Source organism: Arcicella rosea (genome assembly GCF_014204325.1).
Lineage (GTDB): Bacteria > Bacteroidota > Bacteroidia > Cytophagales > Spirosomataceae > Arcicella > Arcicella rosea_A.
Genome location: NZ_JACHKT010000028.1, coordinates 51,926 through 70,604 on the forward strand (window position 1 = coordinate 51,926; position 18,679 = coordinate 70,604).

Sequence of the window (18,679 nt, forward strand, 5' to 3'; positions counted from 1 at the left end):
AGTCATTAACTGGAATTGTTATTACTTTTGAGTAATTGTTACTAAGTTTTGATACTTGTCGATTTGTGAAATCTATAATTGGCAGCTCCTTATTTATTTTAATATACTTCAATCATGGAGAAAAAAAAATTACCAATACCAGAGAATGAAGACTTGCGGTTAAAAGTTTTAGAAGAGTATAATATACTTGATACTTTACCAGAGGAAGAATTCGACAGGCTAACAAAATTGGCTTCAGTTATATGCGGTGTGCCAATTTCTTTGATTTCATTGATTGATAAAGACAGACAATGGTTTAAATCTAGTGTAGGTTTAGATACCAATCAAACAGCTAGAGATATTTCATTTTGCCAATATACCATCATAGGAAAAGATATTTTTGAAGTAGAAGATGCAACAACAGATGAAAGATTTAAACATAATCCATTAGTTGAGAGTCTCCCTGAAATACGATTTTATGCAGGATTTCCCCTTATTGATCCAGATGGCTTTGCATTAGGTTCTCTTTGTGTGATTGATACCAAAGCAAAAAAACTAGATGCAAATCAGCAATTAGCATTAAGAATTTTAGGGAAAGAAGTTGCAGCACAAATCGTAGCTCGCAAAGAAAGAGCGGTACTAAAGAACTATGAAAAACTGTTCTTAGAATCAAAAGATATGATTTGTATTGCAAAAACTGATGGACTTTTCAAAAAGATAAATCCAGCATTTTGCAAGACTTTGGGTTGGGAAGAAAACGATTTAATTGATAAGTCTTTTTACGAATTTTTACATCCAGATGACTTCAAAGAAACTAAAAAAGAAGTTGAGCGTCTTGATAATAATGCACATTCTTTAAATTTTACCCATCGTTTCAGAACAAAATCGGGTGAGTTTAAATTTTTGGAATGGGTTGCCACTCCTGATTTTTCAACAGGAACACTTTATGCGATTGCCAGAGACATTACAGATTACAAACGCCTAAAAGTAGAAGTAGAAAAACTTTCGGAGATTCAAAATATCATTTTGAACGGAACAGATTATTCAATTATTTCAGTTGATACCAACAGTGTCATAAAAACCTTTAATCGTGGTGCAGAAAAAATGTTGGGCTATTCAGCAGATGAAGTAGTAGGAAAAGTAACACCTGAAATTGTTCATGATAAAGAAGAAGTTGTAAAAAGAGCAGCAGTATTATCTCAAGAATTAGGAATCGTTCTTGAACCAGGACACGAAGTGTTTCATGCAAAAGCTAGACTAGGCGTTGCAGATAGTAATGAGTGGACTTATATCAGAAAAGACAAATCAAAATTAACCGTAGAACTTTCTGTTACTTCCTTGAGAAATGACGATAATGTTATTACTGGTTTTATGGGAATTGCCAAGGATATAACCGAGAAAAAGGTTTGGGAGAATCAATTGCTAATTAGTGAAAATAGACATAGAGGCTTTTTTGAAAATACACAAGGGTTAATGTGTACGCATGATATTTATGGTAATTTTTTGACAATTAACCCTGCTGGAGCTGAACTGGTGGGTTATAGCAAAGAAGAGATTTTACAAAGAAGTTTGTTTGATATTGTTTCAGAGTCGTCTGTTCAAGGAGTAAAAGCATATCTTGATGAAATCCTCCATACGGGCAGAAGTAAAGGGTTGATAAGGGTACTCCATAAAAATGGTACATCCAGAACTTGGATGTACAATAACGTTCTATCAGAACTAATAGATGGGCAACAATACATAATTGGTAATGCTGTAGATATAACCGACAGAATATTGATGGAAAAGGAATTGATAAAAGCAAAAGAAAATGCAGAGAAGAACGCTCTTGCAAAGGATACTTTTTTGGCGAACATGAGCCACGAAATCCGTACTCCGATGAATGCTATTATTGGTTTCTCTAATTTATTAAAAGATACAGAACTAGAAGAAGAACAGCGTGATTATGTATCAAATATCAATATTGCTTCTGAAAATTTATTGGGGATTATTAATGATATTTTAGATATTTCAAAAATTGAATCAGGACATATAGTCATCGAAAAAATCGCATTCAATATTAAAGACTTATTGAAAAATGCAAAAGCTGTTTTAAATCACAAAGCACAAGAGAAAGGCTTGGAATTGAGCAGTGTTGTAGATGAAAATATTCCAACATTTGTTATCGGTGACCCTACTCGTTTAAATCAAATTTTACTTAACCTGACTAATAATGCCATTAAATTTACAGAGAAAGGAAGAGTAAAAATTTTGGTTGAACTCGTTAAAGAATCATCAACAGAGTGTACAATTTTGTTTAGTGTAATGGACACAGGGATTGGTATTGCTACCGATAAATTAGATTCTGTCTTTGATAGATTTACACAGGCAGATAGCGATACTACTAGAAAATATGGAGGAACTGGTTTAGGGTTAAGTATTTCAAAATCTTTAGCAGAACTCCAAAACGGTAACTTGTGGGTAGAAAGCACCATAGGAAGAGGTTCTACTTTTTATGTGAGCTTGCCTTTTGGCATTGATGTAAAGGATAAAAATAATGAAAGTGACGCTAAAAATTTGCTAGCATTAAAAAGTGAGCGTGAAATAAAAGTGCTTTTAGTTGAGGATAATCCATTAAATCAGAAATTAGCCTTAAAAGTTCTTAGTAAATTTGGCTTCGCAGCTGATTTAGCTGAAAACGGAAGAGTTGCCATAGAGAAAGTTCAGAAGAACCAATATGAAGTAATTTTGATGGATTTACAAATGCCTGAAATGGATGGTTATCAGTCAACAATATATATCAGAGGAACATTAAAAATTGACACGCCAATTATTGCTATGACAGCACATTCATTGGTTGGTGAAAAGGAAAAATGTCTTACAATCGGGATGAACGATTATATACCAAAGCCTTTTGTACCTCAAGAATTATTTGATAAAATAATCACTTATGCAGAAATAAATGGTCAAAACAACGAAAATAATATGGAAGAGAACCTAGAAGAAATCGTAGATTTAACCTATTTGAGGGAATTATCTGACGGAAATAAGGAGTTTGAACAGGAAATTATTGAATTATATTTGAGCCAAATGCCTATTGATATTGACATACTCAGAAAGGCAATAGATACTATTGATTATGTACAAACGAAATCAACAGCCCATAAGTTGAAGTCTTCATTTTCGTCAATGGGTGTTAATGAAAATGGATTGTTAAAATCAATTGAAGATAAAGCGAAAGAAATGGTTGATATTTCAATTATCAAAGCTGAATTCACTAAGTTAGAAGTAATAGCAGACTATTCAGTAAAAGTATTGCAAAGAGTACTTGAAGAAGAGTAATAAAAATGGAGGCGTAAAAGCCTCCATTTTTATTTTAAAATTTCTCTGGCAATCACCATTTTCTGAATCTCAGAAGTACCTTCATAAATCTGCGTAATTTTAGCATCTCGCATCATTCTTTCTACGTGAAATTCTTTCACAAAACCGTAACCTCCATGAATTTGTACGGCTTCTATCGTAGTATCCATCGCTACTTGCGAACAAAATAATTTTGCCATCGCCGCCGACTGTACGTAACTTCTGTGTTGGTCTTTGTCGAAAGCCGCTTTAAAGCAAAGTAATCTGGCGGCTTCAATACTCGTTGCCATATCTGCTAATTTGAATTGTATCGCTTGATGTTCGGCAATGGCTTTTCCGAAAGTTTTTCGTTCTTGAGCATACTTTAGCGATAATTCGTAAGCACCAGAAGCAATGCCCAAAGCTTGTGCTGCTATGCCAATTCTGCCACCATTTAAAGTGGACATGGCGAATTTGAAACCAAAACCGTCCGCCCCGATTCTGTTTTCTTTCGGTACTTTTACATCGGTAAACATCAAAGAGTGTGTATCTGAGCCACGAATACCCAATTTTCGCTCTTTCTTTCCGATTTGAAAACCTTCCATGCCACGTTCTACAATCAGGCAATTAATGCCTTTATGACCCAATTCTGGATGCGTTTGTGCCATTACCAAATATACACTGGCTCTTCCGCCGTTGGTAATCCAGTTTTTTGTGCCATTCAATAAGTAATAATCGCCCATATCTTCGGCAGTGGTATGCTGAGAAGTAGCATCCGAACCCGCTTCGGGTTCAGACAAAGCAAAAGCCCCAATTATTTCGCCTTTTGCCAAAGGCACAAGGTATTTTTGTTTTTGCTCTTCCGTTCCGTAAGCTTCTAAACCATAACAAACCAAAGAATTATTGACAGAAACCATTACCGAAGCAGAAGCATCAACTTTTGATAATTCTTCCATCGCCAGCACGTAAGAAACAGTATCCATGCCTCCGCCACCATATTCTGGCGAAACCATCATGCCCAGAAAACCCATTTCGCCCATTTTGCGAACTAATTCTTCTGGAAAAAATTCTTTTTCATCACGGTCAATTACTTCTGGAAGTAATTCTGTTTGAGCAAAATCACGAGCTGCTTGTTGTACGGCAAGATGTTCTTCACTTAACTGAAAATTTAAGCCTTGAAATATTTGATTACTCATAGTAGATACGATTTTTAGTTTTTTGAGATTAATACTCAAATATATAAAAATAGTATGCGTGCATAACAATTTTGTGAAATTATTTTCTATTCAATAAAAAAGGAGGCTCTTGCGAAGCCTCCTTGTAAGGTTTTGTTTAGTTCTTTGGGAAAGATTGTGGAAATTTCTGATGTCGGATATAAGGTTTTTTAAAAAGCCATTATAGCCAAATTCCGAAATTTCAAATGGTATATAATCTTTCCTACCCTTACTTGACGTAGTAAAAAAAACAGGTATCTGGTTTCTATTTTAAAACAGTGCTTTTATCAAAAATATGAAGCGTATTATCTCCATCTAGTTGATATAAACTATTGCCATGAATTTGCGGAGTATCGGTTAGAGGCAACCCATTTTTACTCCCTTCTATTTGGATTCTTTGAATAACGTTTAGTGTGGCTTTATCTAATAATAAAATAGCATTGTCGTAATGCGAGGTTATGGCTATTAAATCCTCTGTAATACATGGACGTGTTAGCCTGTAATCTCTAAAATTATTTTGAGCAAAAATTTCTTTATAACTTTGTTGCCTTAACAGCTTGCCTGTAACTCCATCAATTTCATAATAAAACTCAGCAAAGCCATAAAATATTCCCTTATATAAAGTTGGTTTAATTGGTTCAATATCTTTGTTCACTTGCCAAAGGATTTCACCTGTTTCTGCCGATACACCAGCAATTCCTTTTTGAGCAAATTCAATTACAATGATTTCTTTATTAATACTATAAAGTTCATTGATAATACCATTCCTTTTCGAGCCATCATAAGCGATCCACATTCCGATTTCTGAATAATCAAAATGCCACTTTTCTCGACCTTCATTCGTTTGAAAACAGTAAATATTATTATTTCGAAACAAAATGGAATTATAAAAAAAAACTTTAGACAAAATAAAGTCTTCTAAACTCCATTTAATTGATAACTTGAAATCATTTGTATCGACTTCAGCAAAATAGTAATTATTCTCATTATCTCTGAAGTGGCAATAAATGGTGTCATCACATTTCATAATGGGTCTAATCCAGCCATTTATAGTTGAAATAATTTTACCATTTGTTAAATCTACTTTCTTAACGCATTTTCCTAAGTCATAAGGGAAAATATAATTCAATCCAAGGTAAACAAGATGTTGTGTTTCAAATTTTTCAGACCACAAAGTTTCCATACTTGATATATCTGTGAGATATGAAACGGATTTTGAATCAAAATAAAATATGTACTTGTCCTCTATTATGTAGTATTTACTCACATTATTTAAGTGAGAATATGGCTTTAAAAATGTTTTCATCATCTAATTGTGTTATAAAATCATCGACCCCTCGCTTGGCATAGTGTTCTACACTACGTCTTGTATTCAGCAATGTTACATTGCAAAAATGCAACGCATTTTATAATTATTCTCAAGTTGTGTACTCATATCCACTAATTGTTGCGGTCTAAGCCTCGCCTTCTAAGAAGGCATGACAAACACTACACCAAGCGAGAGTATTTTTTTCTACAATTTCCGAAATCAGAAATCCCAAATCAGAAATTGCTTTTAATCGTACAGTCCTAATTCATAACTCATAACTCATATTTACTCCAAAGCTATCTTCCAATCATCTATCAAATCTTCTATATTTTCTAAACCTACCGATACTCTAAGTAAATTATCAGGCGTTGGGCTGTCTGTTCCTTCTACTGATTTTCTGTGTTCGATTAGACTTTCTACGCCACCCAAACTGGTTGCTGTGGTGAAAAGTTTGAGTTTTCCCGTTAATGCCATCGCATTTGTAGCATCACCTTTTACTTGTACTGAAAGCATTGCTCCGAAACCGCCTAACATTTGTTTTTTAGCAATTACATGTTGTGGATGTGTTGCTAAACCTGGATAATGTACGGCTTCAATTTGTGGATGAGTATTTAGAAAATCAGCTAATTTCCCAGCATTTTCTGTTTGTGCTTTTACTCTTAAAGCCAAAGTTTTGATACCTCTCGCTACTAACCAAGATTCAAAAGGTGAAGGTACTCCGCCAGTTAATTTCTGAATTGTTCTTAATTTATTTGATAATTCACCTTCTTCTTTAATGATTAACGCACCACTTAATACGTCACTATGTCCGCCAAAATACTTGGTGGTTGAGTGCATTACAATATCAACCCCTAAGTCTAAAGGTCTTTGTAAAATGGGCGTTGCCCAAGTATTATCAACAGCTACTAAAGCCCCAATTCCTTTAGCGATTTCACTAATGGCTTGAATATCGGTAATTTTTAATTGCGGGTTGGATGGCGTTTCTATCCAAAATAGTTTGGTATTGGGCTGAATGGCAGATTTTACGGCTTCCAAATCTGTCATATCCACCGTTGTCATAGACAAACCCCACTGTCCGAAAACTTCTGTGATTAATACATTGGTAGCATAATAGGCATCGTCGGGCGTAATGATATGGTCGCCTGATTTTAAACTTTGAAATAAAGCCGTAGTTGCCGCCATTCCCGAAGCAAAAGCCAATCCGACAGCTCCGTTTTCGAGTAAAGCAATACTTTTTTCAAGTAATTGACGGTTCGGATTATCGGCTCTTGAGTAAATATAACCGTGTGCATAAGAGCCATCGGTTTCTCGCTCAAAAGTAGTGGATAAATAAATGGGTGAAATAACAGCACCTGCATTGGCATCGTGCATTTGGGTTGACTGTATCGCTAATGTTTCAATTTTCATTTGAATGAAGTGTTTGTAATTCTTTCTTCAAAATAACATAATCAATTCCTCATATCACAGTATAAAAGCTAATTTAAACGAGTGTATCTTTAATAAAAAATCAAGAAATTACTAAATTCAATAATCATTATCAAACCAAACTGATTCAGTTGCCCAGTAAAATCAGTAAAATCTTTAAACCACTCCTAATTGGGCAAAGGAGTTATTTAATATGGAAAACAATACAAGACGGGATTTTCTCAAGAAAAGCTCATTAGCAATGGCGGGTTTCTACATTGTACCTCGCCATGTTTTAGGTGGAAAGGGCTTCATTGCTCCTTCTGATAAACTCAATATTGCGGCCATCGGTTGCGGAGGAAAAGGTTGGTCGGATATTATGGGAGCTTATGACAGCGGACGTAATAACATTGCAGCACTTTGCGATATAGACGACCGCCAAATGAAGCAGTCTGTCGAGAAATTCCCAGCGGCTAAAAAGTATAAGGATTTCCGCATTATGCTGGAAAAAGAAAAAGATAATATTGATGCTGTAACCGTTTCTACGCCAGACCATACGCACTATGTCTCGGCAATGGCAGCGATGAGTTTGGGCAAACACGTCTATGTACAAAAACCTTTGGCACATAATATTTATGAAGTACGTAAAATGACTGAAGCCGCAGTACAACAAAGAGTTGTGACGCAAATGGGAAATCAAGGTTCTTCGGGCGATGGTGTACGAAGAATGATGGAATGGTATAAAGCGGGTTTGATTGGTGAAGTATCAAAAGTACACGTTTGGACAAACCGCCCTGTTTGGCCACAAGGTATTGCCAAATCAACAGCGAAAGTAGAAGTGCCTAAAGAAGTAGATTGGGATTTATGGCTTGGCCCAGCAGCTTGGGAGGATTACCAACCGGGCTATCATCCTTTCAACTGGAGAGGTTGGGTAAATTACGGAACTGGTTCTTTGGGCGATATGGCTTGCCACATGATGGACCCTCCGTACAGAGTATTAGGCTTGGGCTACCCTTCAGAAGTAGAATGTAGTATTGCCAATACTTCTTGGACTGAACCTTTCAAAGAAGGATATTTCCCAGAAAGTTATCCTGCTGCTTCAATGATTCATTTGAAATTCCCAAGAAAAGGAAAATCTGATGTAAAAATGACTTGGTACGATGGCGGATTAATGCCTGAACGTCCAGAAGAAATTCCTGCTGATGTAAAATTAGGAGACTGGAGCGGTGGAGTATTATTAATGGGCACTAAAGGTGTAATGATGTGCGGAGTGTATGGTTCAAATCCAACACTTTGGGGAAGTGAAAGCTTGAAAGCAAAAGGTGAAAAACTACCAATTACGATTGAAAGAGTAGTAGGAGCAGATGGTGCAGGGCATTATCAGCAATGGTTACAAGCTTGTAGAGATGGTTACGGAAAGCATAAGCCTTTAAGTTCATCATTTGATTACTCTGGTCCAATGTCAGAAGCGGTTTTGATGGGGAATTTAGCCATTAGAAGTTACTTCTTCCGTACTTCTAAAAAAGACAAGCAATGGTTACAAGAATTTGATTATAATGGAAGAAAGAAACTGCTTTGGGACGGAAAAGAAATGAAAATTACCAATTTCGATGACGCCAACCAGTTTGTGAAGCGAGAGTATCGTCAGGGTTGGAATTTATAATAATAAAAAAGGAGGACAAATTATCTTGTTCTCCTTTTTTATTATTATTGCCCAAGGCATATATTTCAAATCCAAGCTAATAAATCTAATTGCCCAAGGTGTATATCTAAAATCCAATCTAATAAATCTAAATGCCCAAGGTGTATATCTAAAAGCCAAACTAATAAATCTAATTGCCCAAGGTGTATATCTAAAAGCCAAACTAATAAACTTTATTGCCCAAGGTGTATATCTAAAAGCAAAACTAATAAATCTAAATACCCAAGGTGTATATCTAAAAGCCAAGTTAATAAATCTAAATGCCCAAGGTATATATCTCAATGAGGTAAGGAATATTATCATTCAACTAGGTAATTTTAATCGATAGCTCCTTCAATTCACCAAATAAGACCTTTATTTACTCTATACAGTTCTTCATTTTATCCTTTATCGTCTTCAATTTTTAAAGTTCGTCCTAGCTACTAAGCGATTAGTCCTGTGGTTTATCATCTCTTAATATAATCATGACAATACCAACATCTAAAGTATTTATCAAGGCTTTACTTTTGTCGTATTGATACTCAAAACTTACAATCAAACAAGGAAAATAATGGAAAGAAGATCCGTCATTAAAAATATTGGAGGCTTATTTTTAACACCAGCTTTAAGCCCTCTCTTGAAAGGGAAAAAGCCAGTACTAAGAGTGGCACATCTTACCGATGTTCATTTAAAAAATGAGTTAGAAGCTCCTGCAAAATTTGCTAAATGCCTGCATCACGTTCAGCAACAAAGTCCTAAAGTAGATTTTATCTTGAATGGTGGCGATATAGTTTTTGATATGAATAAAGAAAACTTGAGCAACATCAATAGTCAATGGAAATTATTAGAAGACATCATCAAAGCAGAAAGTTCTATTCCTGCTCATTACTGTTTAGGAAACCATGATGTTTGGTGGAGTGAAAATAATAAAGGACAAGCCGTTTATGGTAAACAATATACTTTAGATAAATTGAGTCTTGCCAAACCTTATTACAGTGTTGAGAAAAATGGTTGGAAATTTATCATCCTCGATAGCGTACACCTCGATGTTGATAATACTTGGTATATTGGTAAACTAGGTGATGAGCAATTTACTTGGCTTGAAAATGAGTTAAAGAATACCAATCCAGCTACACCGATTTTGGTATTAACGCATATTCCAATCCTTACCGCTACTTTGATGATTAAAGAAAAAGTGGTAAACAGATGGGAAATGTTAGGAGGCGATATGCACACCGATACCGCTAAAATAATCAATCTATTTTATCAACATCCCAACGTGAAAATTTGCTTGAGCGGACATGTGCATTTACGTGATAAAGTAGAGTATAATAACGTGACTTATATCTGTAATGGTGCCGTAAGTGGTGCTTGGTGGAAAGGCAACAACAAGCAAACCGCTCCGGGTTACGGACTATTAGACTTATATGCCGATGGTAGCTTTGAAGAAAAATATGTTAATTATTGATATATGGGGAAGTATTAAATAATCTTCCCATTGTTTTAATTTAATATAGATAAGGTTTTCATAGCTTGATAATAAGCTATGGAAACTTTATTTCTTTTCTAATCAGCTTTGTGAGCTCGCTCGTAGTTATTTTCCCAGACATAGAAACCATTACCAAGCCAATCAAAAGATTCTTGACTTTTCTTTACAATATCAGGTTTAGTAACTAACTCGTTTCTCACAGATTAATCACATCCATGAAAACCAAGCATTAAGTTTGGTCTTTTATTATACATTAGGAGGCAGAAACATTAACAACTTTTTTTAAATGACTGTAATGACCAGTGAAGTTTTCGTTTTTTGTTAAGATTTTGGCAGACTAGTAAAGAGGCTATCACTTTAGCCCTTTCTTTTCTCTCAGATTTGATTTTTTTAGCCAGCGAAGCTAAAAGTTTAACTTGATTTGTTTCCATGATAATTTTGTTTAAATCGTCTACACAAACTTACCTAACTCTTTTTTCCAAACTTACGAAATGCTTGGACTGTTTGATAGACAAAATAAGCTAAAAAAATACGGCTTATGTAATCCCAAGTTCTAGCAAGGCTTAACCAATTTTCATTATCAGTGATTTTTATTACATTTTCTAATTCTGTTGATTTCCTCAATGGATTTATAAATTCAAAAGAGTAAGAGAAAAGCTTAAAAAAAAGTTGAAAATCGTTTCCCAATCTATTACCTAATAGAAAACTATAAACAGTGAAAAAGAAGAACGTCGCTATTAAAGTAACAATAGTACTCCTCAACCAATTATTACCATAGTAGTTTGAGAATCTGTTTAACATTAAATTAGTCCGCTCTCCAAAATTATTAAACCAATCTCTTGTAAAAATTGATAGTGACTTCTTTTCTTGGGTTAATAATTCTCTGTAAATGTCTAATTCTTTAGCTTGATATATACTTGCACTAACACTATCCCCTCTATTTTCAAATATTTTTTTAAATTGACTAAATCCAAGTCTTTGTTGCTCTAAACTTTCGTTTTGATATTCTTCTGGAACAGAAATAATCGTTGGTAATTTTGTTCCGGCTATAAACATCTCTAATATTTTTGTATTGAAAAAGACAAATTTATTGAACTTCTCTAATTCACATTCAATCATTGAGAATTTCCCTAAATCGGAGTGTAAAAATTGTACTTCTGAATTTCTTTCTATTCTGTTAATACTATATTTATGCTTATCATCTCTATAATACTTATGGTCCCTCTTTTTTATATGCCACTTAGTATAGTAATTGATAGGTTTAATACCTTTTAAGCTTATAACCCCTAAATTTAAAGTTGACTCAAATAAAAAGATATTTATCTTACAATTATTTATTTTAATGATACTGTCTCTTGTAATAACTCCGTGCTTAATTTGTAATGTTCCTATTTGTGAATCCTCTAAATCCATACTTATTGTTGAATTTGGAGCAATTGTTAAGTTTGAAATTCCAGAACCATCGTCAATATTAATTTGTATTTTCTTACTATAATTCGTAACTACCAACTCATCAATTCCACAATTATTAATTGCTACTTTTTTACGAATATCAAGTTCTTCAAAAATAACTTTTGGGAGTGTCATAATGAAAAAGACAATTTCTTCTAATCCCTTCAAATCCTCAAAACTTAGAATTCCACATAAAGATTTTTCTAATTCAATATGTCCAATCTCTGTATTAGAGATAGTTATATCACCTGTTTTGATGTGTTCGATATGGAGATAAGGTATTTTCGAGTTTAATATTAAAATATCAAGGAAATAATCATCTTCATCAATATAATCATAGATATGGATAGGTTCAACAAATTCTATATTATCAATAATTACTCTATTTGCATGTCCTTCATGGTCAAATTGATAGAACTTTTTATATTTTTGTTTCGTCGAATAATAGCCGAGCCAGATATTAGTAAATTCGTCGTTAGTAAGTTTTTCCTTGTTAAGTGTATCCATTATATCGTTATTTAGGATACTAATATAGAAGAAAATAGGCAACTTTTTAGGGAACAAAACCGTAATATTTACTAATACTAAAATTATACACAAGTATTTAATTCTTTATCTCTTCCTAATTACATCCCCTCCACTTTGTCAAACATCCCAATCTCTTGTTCATTTCCCCAAGTATTTTACCATTTTGTGAGGTGGCCCTACCTTTGAGCCATTCAAAAAATAAAAATCTAAACGTAAATCACAAAAAGATTACTCTGATGGAAATAGTTTTAAAAATGGCATTGTATGTTCATATCGCAGCTGGTTTTACAGCACTTACTACAGGTTTAGTACCCATGTTTGCCGAGAAAGGTGGGAAGGCACATGTATTTTGGGGCAATGTATTTTATTGGGCGATGTTCTTGGTAGCGTTAACAGCTTTGATTCGCTTCAAAATGGAATTTCGATTGATATTCTTAGCAGGAATTGCAGTTTTTAGTTTTTACAATACTTTCACGGGTGCAAGGTTGGTACGTATGAAGAAAAATTTAGCTCCTGAATTAATTGATTGGATTGGTGCTATTTTAACCATCATCAGTGCCTTCGCCATGATGACTTTTGGAGTATTGGCTTATCAAAAAGGAATTACTTTTTATGCTATTTTATTTAATGTTTTTGGCATCTTTTCGTTGTTGATGGCTACAGAAGATTTGAGAGTATTCTCAGGCAAAAAAGTAATAGACAATACTGTTCCTTTTCAGGCAAGATATTGGTTTCAAAACCATATTTCAAGAATGGGCGGAGCTTATATTGCTACAGTAACGGCATTTTTGGTTGTGAATAATCCACCATATATTCCAGGTTTAGTAGTTTGGATTGCACCGGGAGTAATTGGCGGAATGATTATTAGTAGAACTCGGAAGTATTATATGGAGAAGGCAAAACAGTAGGCTTTAGGCAAGTACACTCATGGCATGACTAACACCATATTTTTATTCTGAAAATAACTTACTAGTCATGCCATGAGTATTGACCTGAATAAAAAAGCTCATTGCTCGAAGCTTACAGCCTAAATTATCTTTCAAACAACATTCTTTTGCCAGTAATACTTTCGTCGAAAGTACCTTCTTGGAAAGCTAAATGTCCTGAAACGATTGTATGCGTAATTTTTGAATGCAAAGTTTTTCCTTCTAATGGCGACCACCCGCATTGATAATAAACATTTTCTTTGGTAACGGTAGTACTTTCGTTCAAATCTACCAATACCAAATCTGCCCAGTAGCCTTCACGGATATAACCTCTTTTTGAAATCTGGAAACAGTCTGCCACAGCGTGCGACATCTTTTCGGCGATTTTCTCCAAAGTAATTTTTCCTTCTTTATAAAACTCCAACATTAAGTTCAAAGGATGCTGAACCAATGGCAAACCTGCTGGAGAAGACCAGTAAGGATTTTGTTTTTCCGCCCAAGTATGCGGAGCGTGGTCGGTAGCAATTACGTCGATTTTATCATCCAACAAAGCTTGTAACAATTGTTGTTTATGTCCGTCGGCTTTCACCGCAGGATTACACTTGATTTGGTTACCCAACGTTTCATAATCACGAGCATCAAACCAAAGGTGATGAACACATACTTCCGAAGTAATTCTTTTTTCTTTTAATGGAATTTCATTCGTGAACAAAGCCGTTTCTTCCCCCGTTGTGATATGTAAAATATGCAAACGAGCATTATGGCGTTTAGCTAATTCAACCGCCATTGACGACGATTTATAGCAAGCCTCTATATTTCTAATTTCAGGATGTACTCTTGGATGTGGATTATCGCCAAAACGCTCTTTGTAAATAGCAGAATTGGCACGAACCGTAGCTTCATCTTCGCAATGAGTAGCAATCAGTAGCGGACTGTTTGAGAAAATATTCTCTAAAGTTTTCTCATTATCCACCAACATATTTCCCGTAGAAGAACCCATAAAAATCTTTACTCCACAGACATTTTGGATATTGGTTTTCAGTACTTCTTCGATATTATCGTTAGACGCTCCCATGTAAAAAGAGTAATTCGCCAAAGAAGTACGAGCAGCAATTTCGTATTTATCAGCCAATAATTCTTGGTTCAAGGCATTAGGAACAGTATTGGGCATTTCCATAAAAGAAGTAACTCCACCAGCTACACCAGCACGAGCCTCTGAATGAATACAAGCTTTATGCGTAAGACCGGGTTCACGGAAATGTACTTGGTCGTCGATTACTCCCGGAAAAAGATATTTTCCAGCAGCGTCAATCACCGTGTCGGCTGTTAAGCCAGAGAGATTTGTACCAATTTTTTCAATCAAACCATCTTTTACAAAAATGTCTGCCGATTGAATTGTGCCTTCGTTTACTACTTGGGCATTTAGAATGAGGATTGTTTTCATGCTTAAATGAGACTGAGATTTTACTTTCTTAACTTGTCAATTTGTTTGGGTACGATGTCAATTGCTCTTTCAACTACTTTCGGAGCGAGCGGTTGAACGAGCGGATAAAGATATACTTTTTCAGAATCACTTTCTGGAATTTTGATACCAATTGCTGTGATTAACCAAATGAAAATACTGATGCCAAAAGCCCAAGTAAAAGCCCCAACCACAGCACCTGCAAAGGAATCAAAATTACCCAAAACGGTATAACGGATAGATTTCCGAAGAACCCATCCTAATTTATTAATAAGATAAACAATCGGGAAAAATACAGCACCAAAGCCAATATAAGGCATGATTTTATGGGTAAGACCATTGCTCATATAAGGCGAAGCCAAATCGCTGGCAAAACCAAGCGTTTTGAAACCAATGATGACAGAAAGAACGAAAGCGACAATAGAAATGATTTCAATAATAATGCCTCGTTGATAACCAATGTAAGCTCCCCAAAGAGTAGGTAGCAGTATAAAAATGTCGATTGGTTGCATAGAAAAGAGATATGTTACCTCATCCCCCAGCCCCTTCTCCATTTGAGAAGGGGAGAAAAGCTTTGAGTTCAAATCTCCCCTCTCAACAGGAGAGGGGTTGGGGGTGAGGTGAAAAACTAACTCAAAATAGCTTTCACCATGGCAGAAACTACTTTGCCATCAGCTAAACCAGCCAATTCTTTGGTAGCAACGCCCATGATTTTACCCATGTCTGATGGAGCAGAAGCACCCACACGTACCTTAATTTCTTCTAATTTAGCACGAAGTTCATCGTCTGTTAATTGCTTTGGTAAAAACTCTTCGATGATTGTAAGTTCGATTTGTTCTTTCTCAGCCAAATCTTCACGACCTTGCCCTTTGAATATTTCTAAAGAATCTCTTCTTTGTTTAGCAGCTTTTGTCAATAATTTTAATTCAACATCCGCTGGCAAGTCACCACTGGCATTATTTCCAGAAGTTTCTTCTAACAGAATTAAAGCTTTCAAAGCACGTAAAGTACGAAGACGGTCTTGGTCTTTTGCACGCATGGCATCTTTAATGCCGCTTTCAATATTGGTTTTTAATGACATGATTTTATTTGAGATTTTGAAAATATGTAATTTTGAAAATGTTTCTTTTTCAAAATACTTATCTTTGAAGCTTCTAAAGAACAAACATCTTCACAGAAATGTTCTTTTTGCAAAGGTACTAAAACAGTTATCAGGAATTGTTTTTCGCTTATCAGTATTTTGAAAAAATGGTAAGACTAAGCAATAGAACGTATTAATGACGAGCATTATGACTAAATTAAGTGTAAATATTAATAAGATTGCTACTTTAAGGAACTCAAGAGGAGGCGACAATCCAAATGTTGTGAAAGTAGCCTTAGATTGCGAGCGTTTCGGAGCAGAAGGAATTACAGTACACCCACGCCCAGACGAACGCCATATTCGTTATCGTGATGTATTTGATTTGAAAGAAGTAATAACGACAGAGTTTAATATAGAGGGAAATCCGTCAGAGAAAAAATTTGTAGAATTGGTTTTAGCCAACAAACCGACACAAGTAACCTTAGTACCAGATGCTTTAGGAGCAGTTACTTCTAATGCAGGTTGGGATACCATCAAACATAAAAGTCTTTTAATTGATTTAGTAGCTCAGTTTAAAGAAGCAGGAATCAGAACGTCCATCTTTGTAGATGCCGATGTAAGAATGGTAGAAGGAGCCAAAGAAACAGGTACAGATCGTATCGAACTTTATACAGAACCTTATGCCGAAAACTATTTCAAAAATAAAGCATTAGCCATTCGTGATTTTGTTACTGCCGCTACCAGAGCCAACGAATTAGGTTTAGGCTTGAACGCAGGACACGATTTGAGTTTAGATAATTTACGATACTTTCAGCAAAACATTCCTAATCTTTTAGAAGTATCCATCGGTCATGCCTTGATTTGCGATGCACTTTACTTGGGTTTAGAAAATACTGTACAGTTGTATTTGAGGGAAACGAAGGCGGAGGATTAGGTATTAGTGTTTTAGAACAAAAAGCGGTCGAAATTATTTTTTCGACCGCTTTTTTGTTTTAAAATTTAGGATGTAAGTTTTACTTACAATCATTAGTTACATAACTTGCCACGACTTGAACTCTGCCAGTAGATGTGTTGTATGATGTAGTTCCAGTAATACCTGTTCCAGTAGAAGTAACAATTTTTGAACCTGTTTTATTAAATGTTACTTTTCCTGAGTAGTATTTGCCACCATAATATGCACCAAAAGTATATTCTCTACCTTCATATACAACAATTGTAGCTTTTCCACTTCTCATGTATCCAGATATATAACGCTCGTAATAGCTACGACCACTCGGGTCGTATAGACCTACCCAAGCAGACGGTTTAATATTAACGCTCTTATTTTGACATTTTGCTGTAAAATCAACATCGACTACAATTGGTGTTGGCGGTGTTGGGGCATTAATTGTAATTGGAGTTTGGGTATTTGCACATGGATTAAATATGCCAGTTGTGCCAATTTTGGCATTGTTGCTATAAGCATATACATCAATTCGGACACGAGAGCCATTTGGGGTATATAAGCCTATGTACTGATTTAACTCCCCATTTTTAGCATTAAAACCGTAAGCTTGATAAACATATTGAAAGTTATTAGAATTGGCAGGTGCCCAATAAACTTTGGCATAATAATTACTAGAAACAACATTTGTAAGTAGGTTTGATGTAACTTTCAAGGCAAAGCTTGGTCTGCATCTTGGAAGATAATAAAACCAGTCAATGTTCCAATAAGATAAGTGTGATGCCTTAAAGGTTGCTGATAATTTACCATCACTCCCCTTTACAACAGTAGCCATCCCTTCTTCTTTCCATTCTCCTGTAGAACTTTCAAAACTCCAAGTAGGGATTTGGTCTCCTTCTTTTACTTTTTGGTCAGTTTCAGGATTAAATAATTCTGTATTGATTCCTACATTTACATCAATCGGTTTTGTGAAACTTTTAACTTTTTTTCCGCCTGCTTCCATGTCAATAGCAACAAAACCTGCTGATACAAATGTTCCTGCGGTGGAAGCACCAGTTTGCAAAGTAACATTTTCGGGTGTGAAACTTCCAGGGAAACTGTTTAACGATTCCTCACTGCCAGTACCATATTGAACAATTTGAGCATTAACAGTATTTGAAGGAATCACATTGCCTGATTCATCTTTTACTTGAGTGCCAGGTGCTATAGTTATTGTAGCAACTTCAGGCTTATCAGCTGTTGCAGGTACTGTTAATGTTTGTCCAGTTGTTAATGAAAGTGTTTCCGTTTTAGCAGCTGTACCTTCTGGTGTTGCGGCTACGTTTGTCAAGGGAACGGTGAATTCAAGAGATTTTGTGGGGTCTGTGATAGAAATAGTTTGACTAGTTGAAACATAGCCAGGAGCAGTTACAGAAACGGTAAATTCAACTGGATTTGTTTCTGTTGGTTTCGCATCTTTATCCAATACTAGAGATAAAACATTACCAGCGGCGGTATAATTTTTGCCTCCTAAATCATCAAAAATTAAATTTTTACCAGGACCAGAAATTGAGACTGAGATATTTTCAGGCAATTTGGTAGCATCGACATTTGCATCAAGGAAATGAATTAAAATTGGAGCTTGATAAATATCAGTATTCACCGTCAATTCAACATCTTCAAAAGGATTGATTTTCTGGCAAGCGAAAACCAGTGAAAGTCCAAGAAATATATATATTATTGGACGAAATATAGAAGTAAAAAAGTTTTTCATCTTTTTAGAATAAAGTTTAAATGATATGATTGAATTAGTCGAGTTTTACAGCTAATCTCAAGTTTACAACTGGCCAATACTGCCAATCTTTCATATTTTCTTGTACTTTAGCTTGTTGTTCGCTCATGCTACTCAATCTT

General features: G+C 35.1%; 14 protein-coding genes. 5 read left to right on the forward strand and 9 right to left on the reverse strand.

The features are described from left to right. Nucleotides 1-114 precede the first annotated feature (114 nt). Entirely contained in the window at nucleotides 115-3,300 is a 3,186-nt protein-coding gene (locus tag HNP25_RS16630) for a PAS domain S-box protein (protein ID WP_184135938.1), read from the forward strand. Between the two features lie 29 nt (nucleotides 3,301-3,329). Here HNP25_RS16630 and HNP25_RS16635 read toward each other — a convergent pair whose 3' ends face one another. The 3 genes from HNP25_RS16635 to HNP25_RS16645 all read right to left on the reverse strand — a co-directional run bounded on the left by HNP25_RS16635 (nucleotide 3,330) and on the right by HNP25_RS16645 (nucleotide 7,227). After that, a complete protein-coding gene (locus tag HNP25_RS16635) occupies nucleotides 3,330-4,493 on the reverse strand; it encodes an acyl-CoA dehydrogenase (protein WP_184135940.1) in 1,164 nt (387 codons plus the stop codon). A gap of 283 nt (nucleotides 4,494-4,776) precedes the next feature. Next, nucleotides 4,777-5,820 carry a hypothetical protein gene (locus HNP25_RS16640; protein ID WP_184135942.1) on the reverse strand — a complete coding sequence of 348 codons (1,044 nt, stop codon included), beginning with the start codon at nucleotides 5,818-5,820 and terminating at the stop codon, nucleotides 4,777-4,779. Nucleotides 5,821-6,105: 285 nt separating this feature from the next. Next, nucleotides 6,106-7,227, reverse strand: coding sequence for a trans-sulfuration enzyme family protein (locus HNP25_RS16645; RefSeq protein WP_184135943.1), 1,122 nt, complete (start codon nucleotides 7,225-7,227; stop codon nucleotides 6,106-6,108). 211 nt (nucleotides 7,228-7,438) lie between these two features. Between HNP25_RS16645 and HNP25_RS16650 the strand changes: the two genes are divergently transcribed. Further along, nucleotides 7,439-8,887, forward strand: coding sequence for a Gfo/Idh/MocA family protein (locus HNP25_RS16650; RefSeq protein ID WP_184135945.1), 1,449 nt, complete (start codon nucleotides 7,439-7,441; stop codon nucleotides 8,885-8,887). On the opposite strand, the gene HNP25_RS16655 is transcribed toward HNP25_RS16650, so the two are convergent. After that, nucleotides 8,882-9,229, reverse strand: a complete 348-nt coding sequence (locus tag HNP25_RS16655) for a hypothetical protein (protein ID WP_184135947.1) — start codon at nucleotides 9,227-9,229, stop codon at nucleotides 8,882-8,884. The two genes, HNP25_RS16650 and HNP25_RS16655, sit on opposite strands and share 6 nt — an antisense overlap. A gap of 247 nt (nucleotides 9,230-9,476) precedes the next feature. Here HNP25_RS16655 and HNP25_RS16660 point away from each other — a divergent pair, with 247 nt between their 5' ends. Further along, a complete protein-coding gene (locus HNP25_RS16660; protein WP_184135949.1) occupies nucleotides 9,477-10,373 on the forward strand; it encodes a metallophosphoesterase family protein in 897 nt (298 codons plus the stop codon). A gap of 486 nt (nucleotides 10,374-10,859) precedes the next feature. Here the strand turns inward: HNP25_RS16660 and HNP25_RS16670 are convergent, their stop codons facing one another. After that, on the reverse strand, nucleotides 10,860-12,353 hold the full coding sequence (locus tag HNP25_RS16670; RefSeq protein ID WP_184135953.1) for a hypothetical protein: 1,494 nt from the start codon (nucleotides 12,351-12,353) through the stop codon (nucleotides 10,860-10,862). A 257-nt stretch (nucleotides 12,354-12,610) separates the two neighbouring features. On the opposite strand from HNP25_RS16670, the gene HNP25_RS16675 reads away from it, so the two are divergent. Next, on the forward strand, nucleotides 12,611-13,282 hold the full coding sequence (locus HNP25_RS16675; RefSeq protein WP_184135955.1) for a DUF2306 domain-containing protein: 672 nt from the start codon (nucleotides 12,611-12,613) through the stop codon (nucleotides 13,280-13,282). Nucleotides 13,283-13,406: 124 nt separating this feature from the next. Here the strand turns inward: HNP25_RS16675 and HNP25_RS16680 are convergent, their stop codons facing one another. The 3 genes from HNP25_RS16680 to HNP25_RS16690 all read right to left on the reverse strand — a co-directional run bounded on the left by HNP25_RS16680 (nucleotide 13,407) and on the right by HNP25_RS16690 (nucleotide 15,843). Further along, nucleotides 13,407-14,744, reverse strand: a complete 1,338-nt coding sequence (locus HNP25_RS16680) for a dihydroorotase (RefSeq protein ID WP_184135956.1) — start codon at nucleotides 14,742-14,744, stop codon at nucleotides 13,407-13,409. Nucleotides 14,745-14,764: 20 nt separating this feature from the next. Further along, complete coding sequence (locus HNP25_RS16685) at nucleotides 14,765-15,274, reverse strand: CvpA family protein (protein ID WP_184135958.1); 510 nt, start codon at nucleotides 15,272-15,274, stop codon at nucleotides 14,765-14,767. 116 nt (nucleotides 15,275-15,390) lie between these two features. Continuing rightward, a complete protein-coding gene (locus tag HNP25_RS16690) occupies nucleotides 15,391-15,843 on the reverse strand; it encodes a GatB/YqeY domain-containing protein (RefSeq protein ID WP_184135960.1) in 453 nt (150 codons plus the stop codon). A 208-nt stretch (nucleotides 15,844-16,051) separates the two neighbouring features. On the opposite strand from HNP25_RS16690, the gene HNP25_RS16695 reads away from it, so the two are divergent. Then, nucleotides 16,052-16,777, forward strand: coding sequence for a pyridoxine 5'-phosphate synthase (locus HNP25_RS16695; RefSeq protein ID WP_184135962.1), 726 nt, complete (start codon nucleotides 16,052-16,054; stop codon nucleotides 16,775-16,777). Nucleotides 16,778-16,856: 79 nt separating this feature from the next. Here the strand turns inward: HNP25_RS16695 and HNP25_RS16700 are convergent, their stop codons facing one another. Further along, entirely contained in the window at nucleotides 16,857-18,539 is a 1,683-nt protein-coding gene (locus tag HNP25_RS16700; protein ID WP_184135964.1) for an astroprincin family protein, read from the reverse strand. Nucleotides 18,540-18,679: the final 140 nt, after the last annotated feature.

What these genes read in the sequence shown, in the direction of transcription:
- HNP25_RS16650 (WP_184135945.1), top strand. Translation starts at nt 7,439, where the DNA reads ATGGAAAACAATACAAGACGGGATTTTCTCAAGAAAAGCTCATTAGCA.
- HNP25_RS16675 (WP_184135955.1), top strand. Translation starts at nt 12,611, where the DNA reads ATGGAAATAGTTTTAAAAATGGCATTGTATGTTCATATCGCAGCTGGT.
- HNP25_RS16685 (WP_184135958.1), bottom strand. Translation starts at nt 15,274, where the DNA reads ATGCAACCAATCGACATTTTTATACTGCTACCTACTCTTTGGGGAGCT.
- HNP25_RS16670 (WP_184135953.1), bottom strand. Translation starts at nt 12,353, where the DNA reads ATGGATACACTTAACAAGGAAAAACTTACTAACGACGAATTTACTAAT.
- HNP25_RS16695 (WP_184135962.1), top strand. Translation starts at nt 16,052, where the DNA reads ATGACTAAATTAAGTGTAAATATTAATAAGATTGCTACTTTAAGGAAC.
- HNP25_RS16700 (WP_184135964.1), bottom strand. Translation starts at nt 18,539, where the DNA reads ATGAAAAACTTTTTTACTTCTATATTTCGTCCAATAATATATATATTT.
- HNP25_RS16655 (WP_184135947.1), bottom strand. Translation starts at nt 9,229, where the DNA reads ATGATAATATTCCTTACCTCATTGAGATATATACCTTGGGCATTTAGA.
- HNP25_RS16660 (WP_184135949.1), top strand. Translation starts at nt 9,477, where the DNA reads ATGGAAAGAAGATCCGTCATTAAAAATATTGGAGGCTTATTTTTAACA.
- HNP25_RS16630 (WP_184135938.1), top strand. Translation starts at nt 115, where the DNA reads ATGGAGAAAAAAAAATTACCAATACCAGAGAATGAAGACTTGCGGTTA.
- HNP25_RS16645 (WP_184135943.1), bottom strand. Translation starts at nt 7,227, where the DNA reads ATGAAAATTGAAACATTAGCGATACAGTCAACCCAAATGCACGATGCC.
- HNP25_RS16640 (WP_184135942.1), bottom strand. Translation starts at nt 5,820, where the DNA reads ATGATGAAAACATTTTTAAAGCCATATTCTCACTTAAATAATGTGAGT.
- HNP25_RS16690 (WP_184135960.1), bottom strand. Translation starts at nt 15,843, where the DNA reads ATGTCATTAAAAACCAATATTGAAAGCGGCATTAAAGATGCCATGCGT.
- HNP25_RS16680 (WP_184135956.1), bottom strand. Translation starts at nt 14,744, where the DNA reads ATGAAAACAATCCTCATTCTAAATGCCCAAGTAGTAAACGAAGGCACA.
- HNP25_RS16635 (WP_184135940.1), bottom strand. Translation starts at nt 4,493, where the DNA reads ATGAGTAATCAAATATTTCAAGGCTTAAATTTTCAGTTAAGTGAAGAA.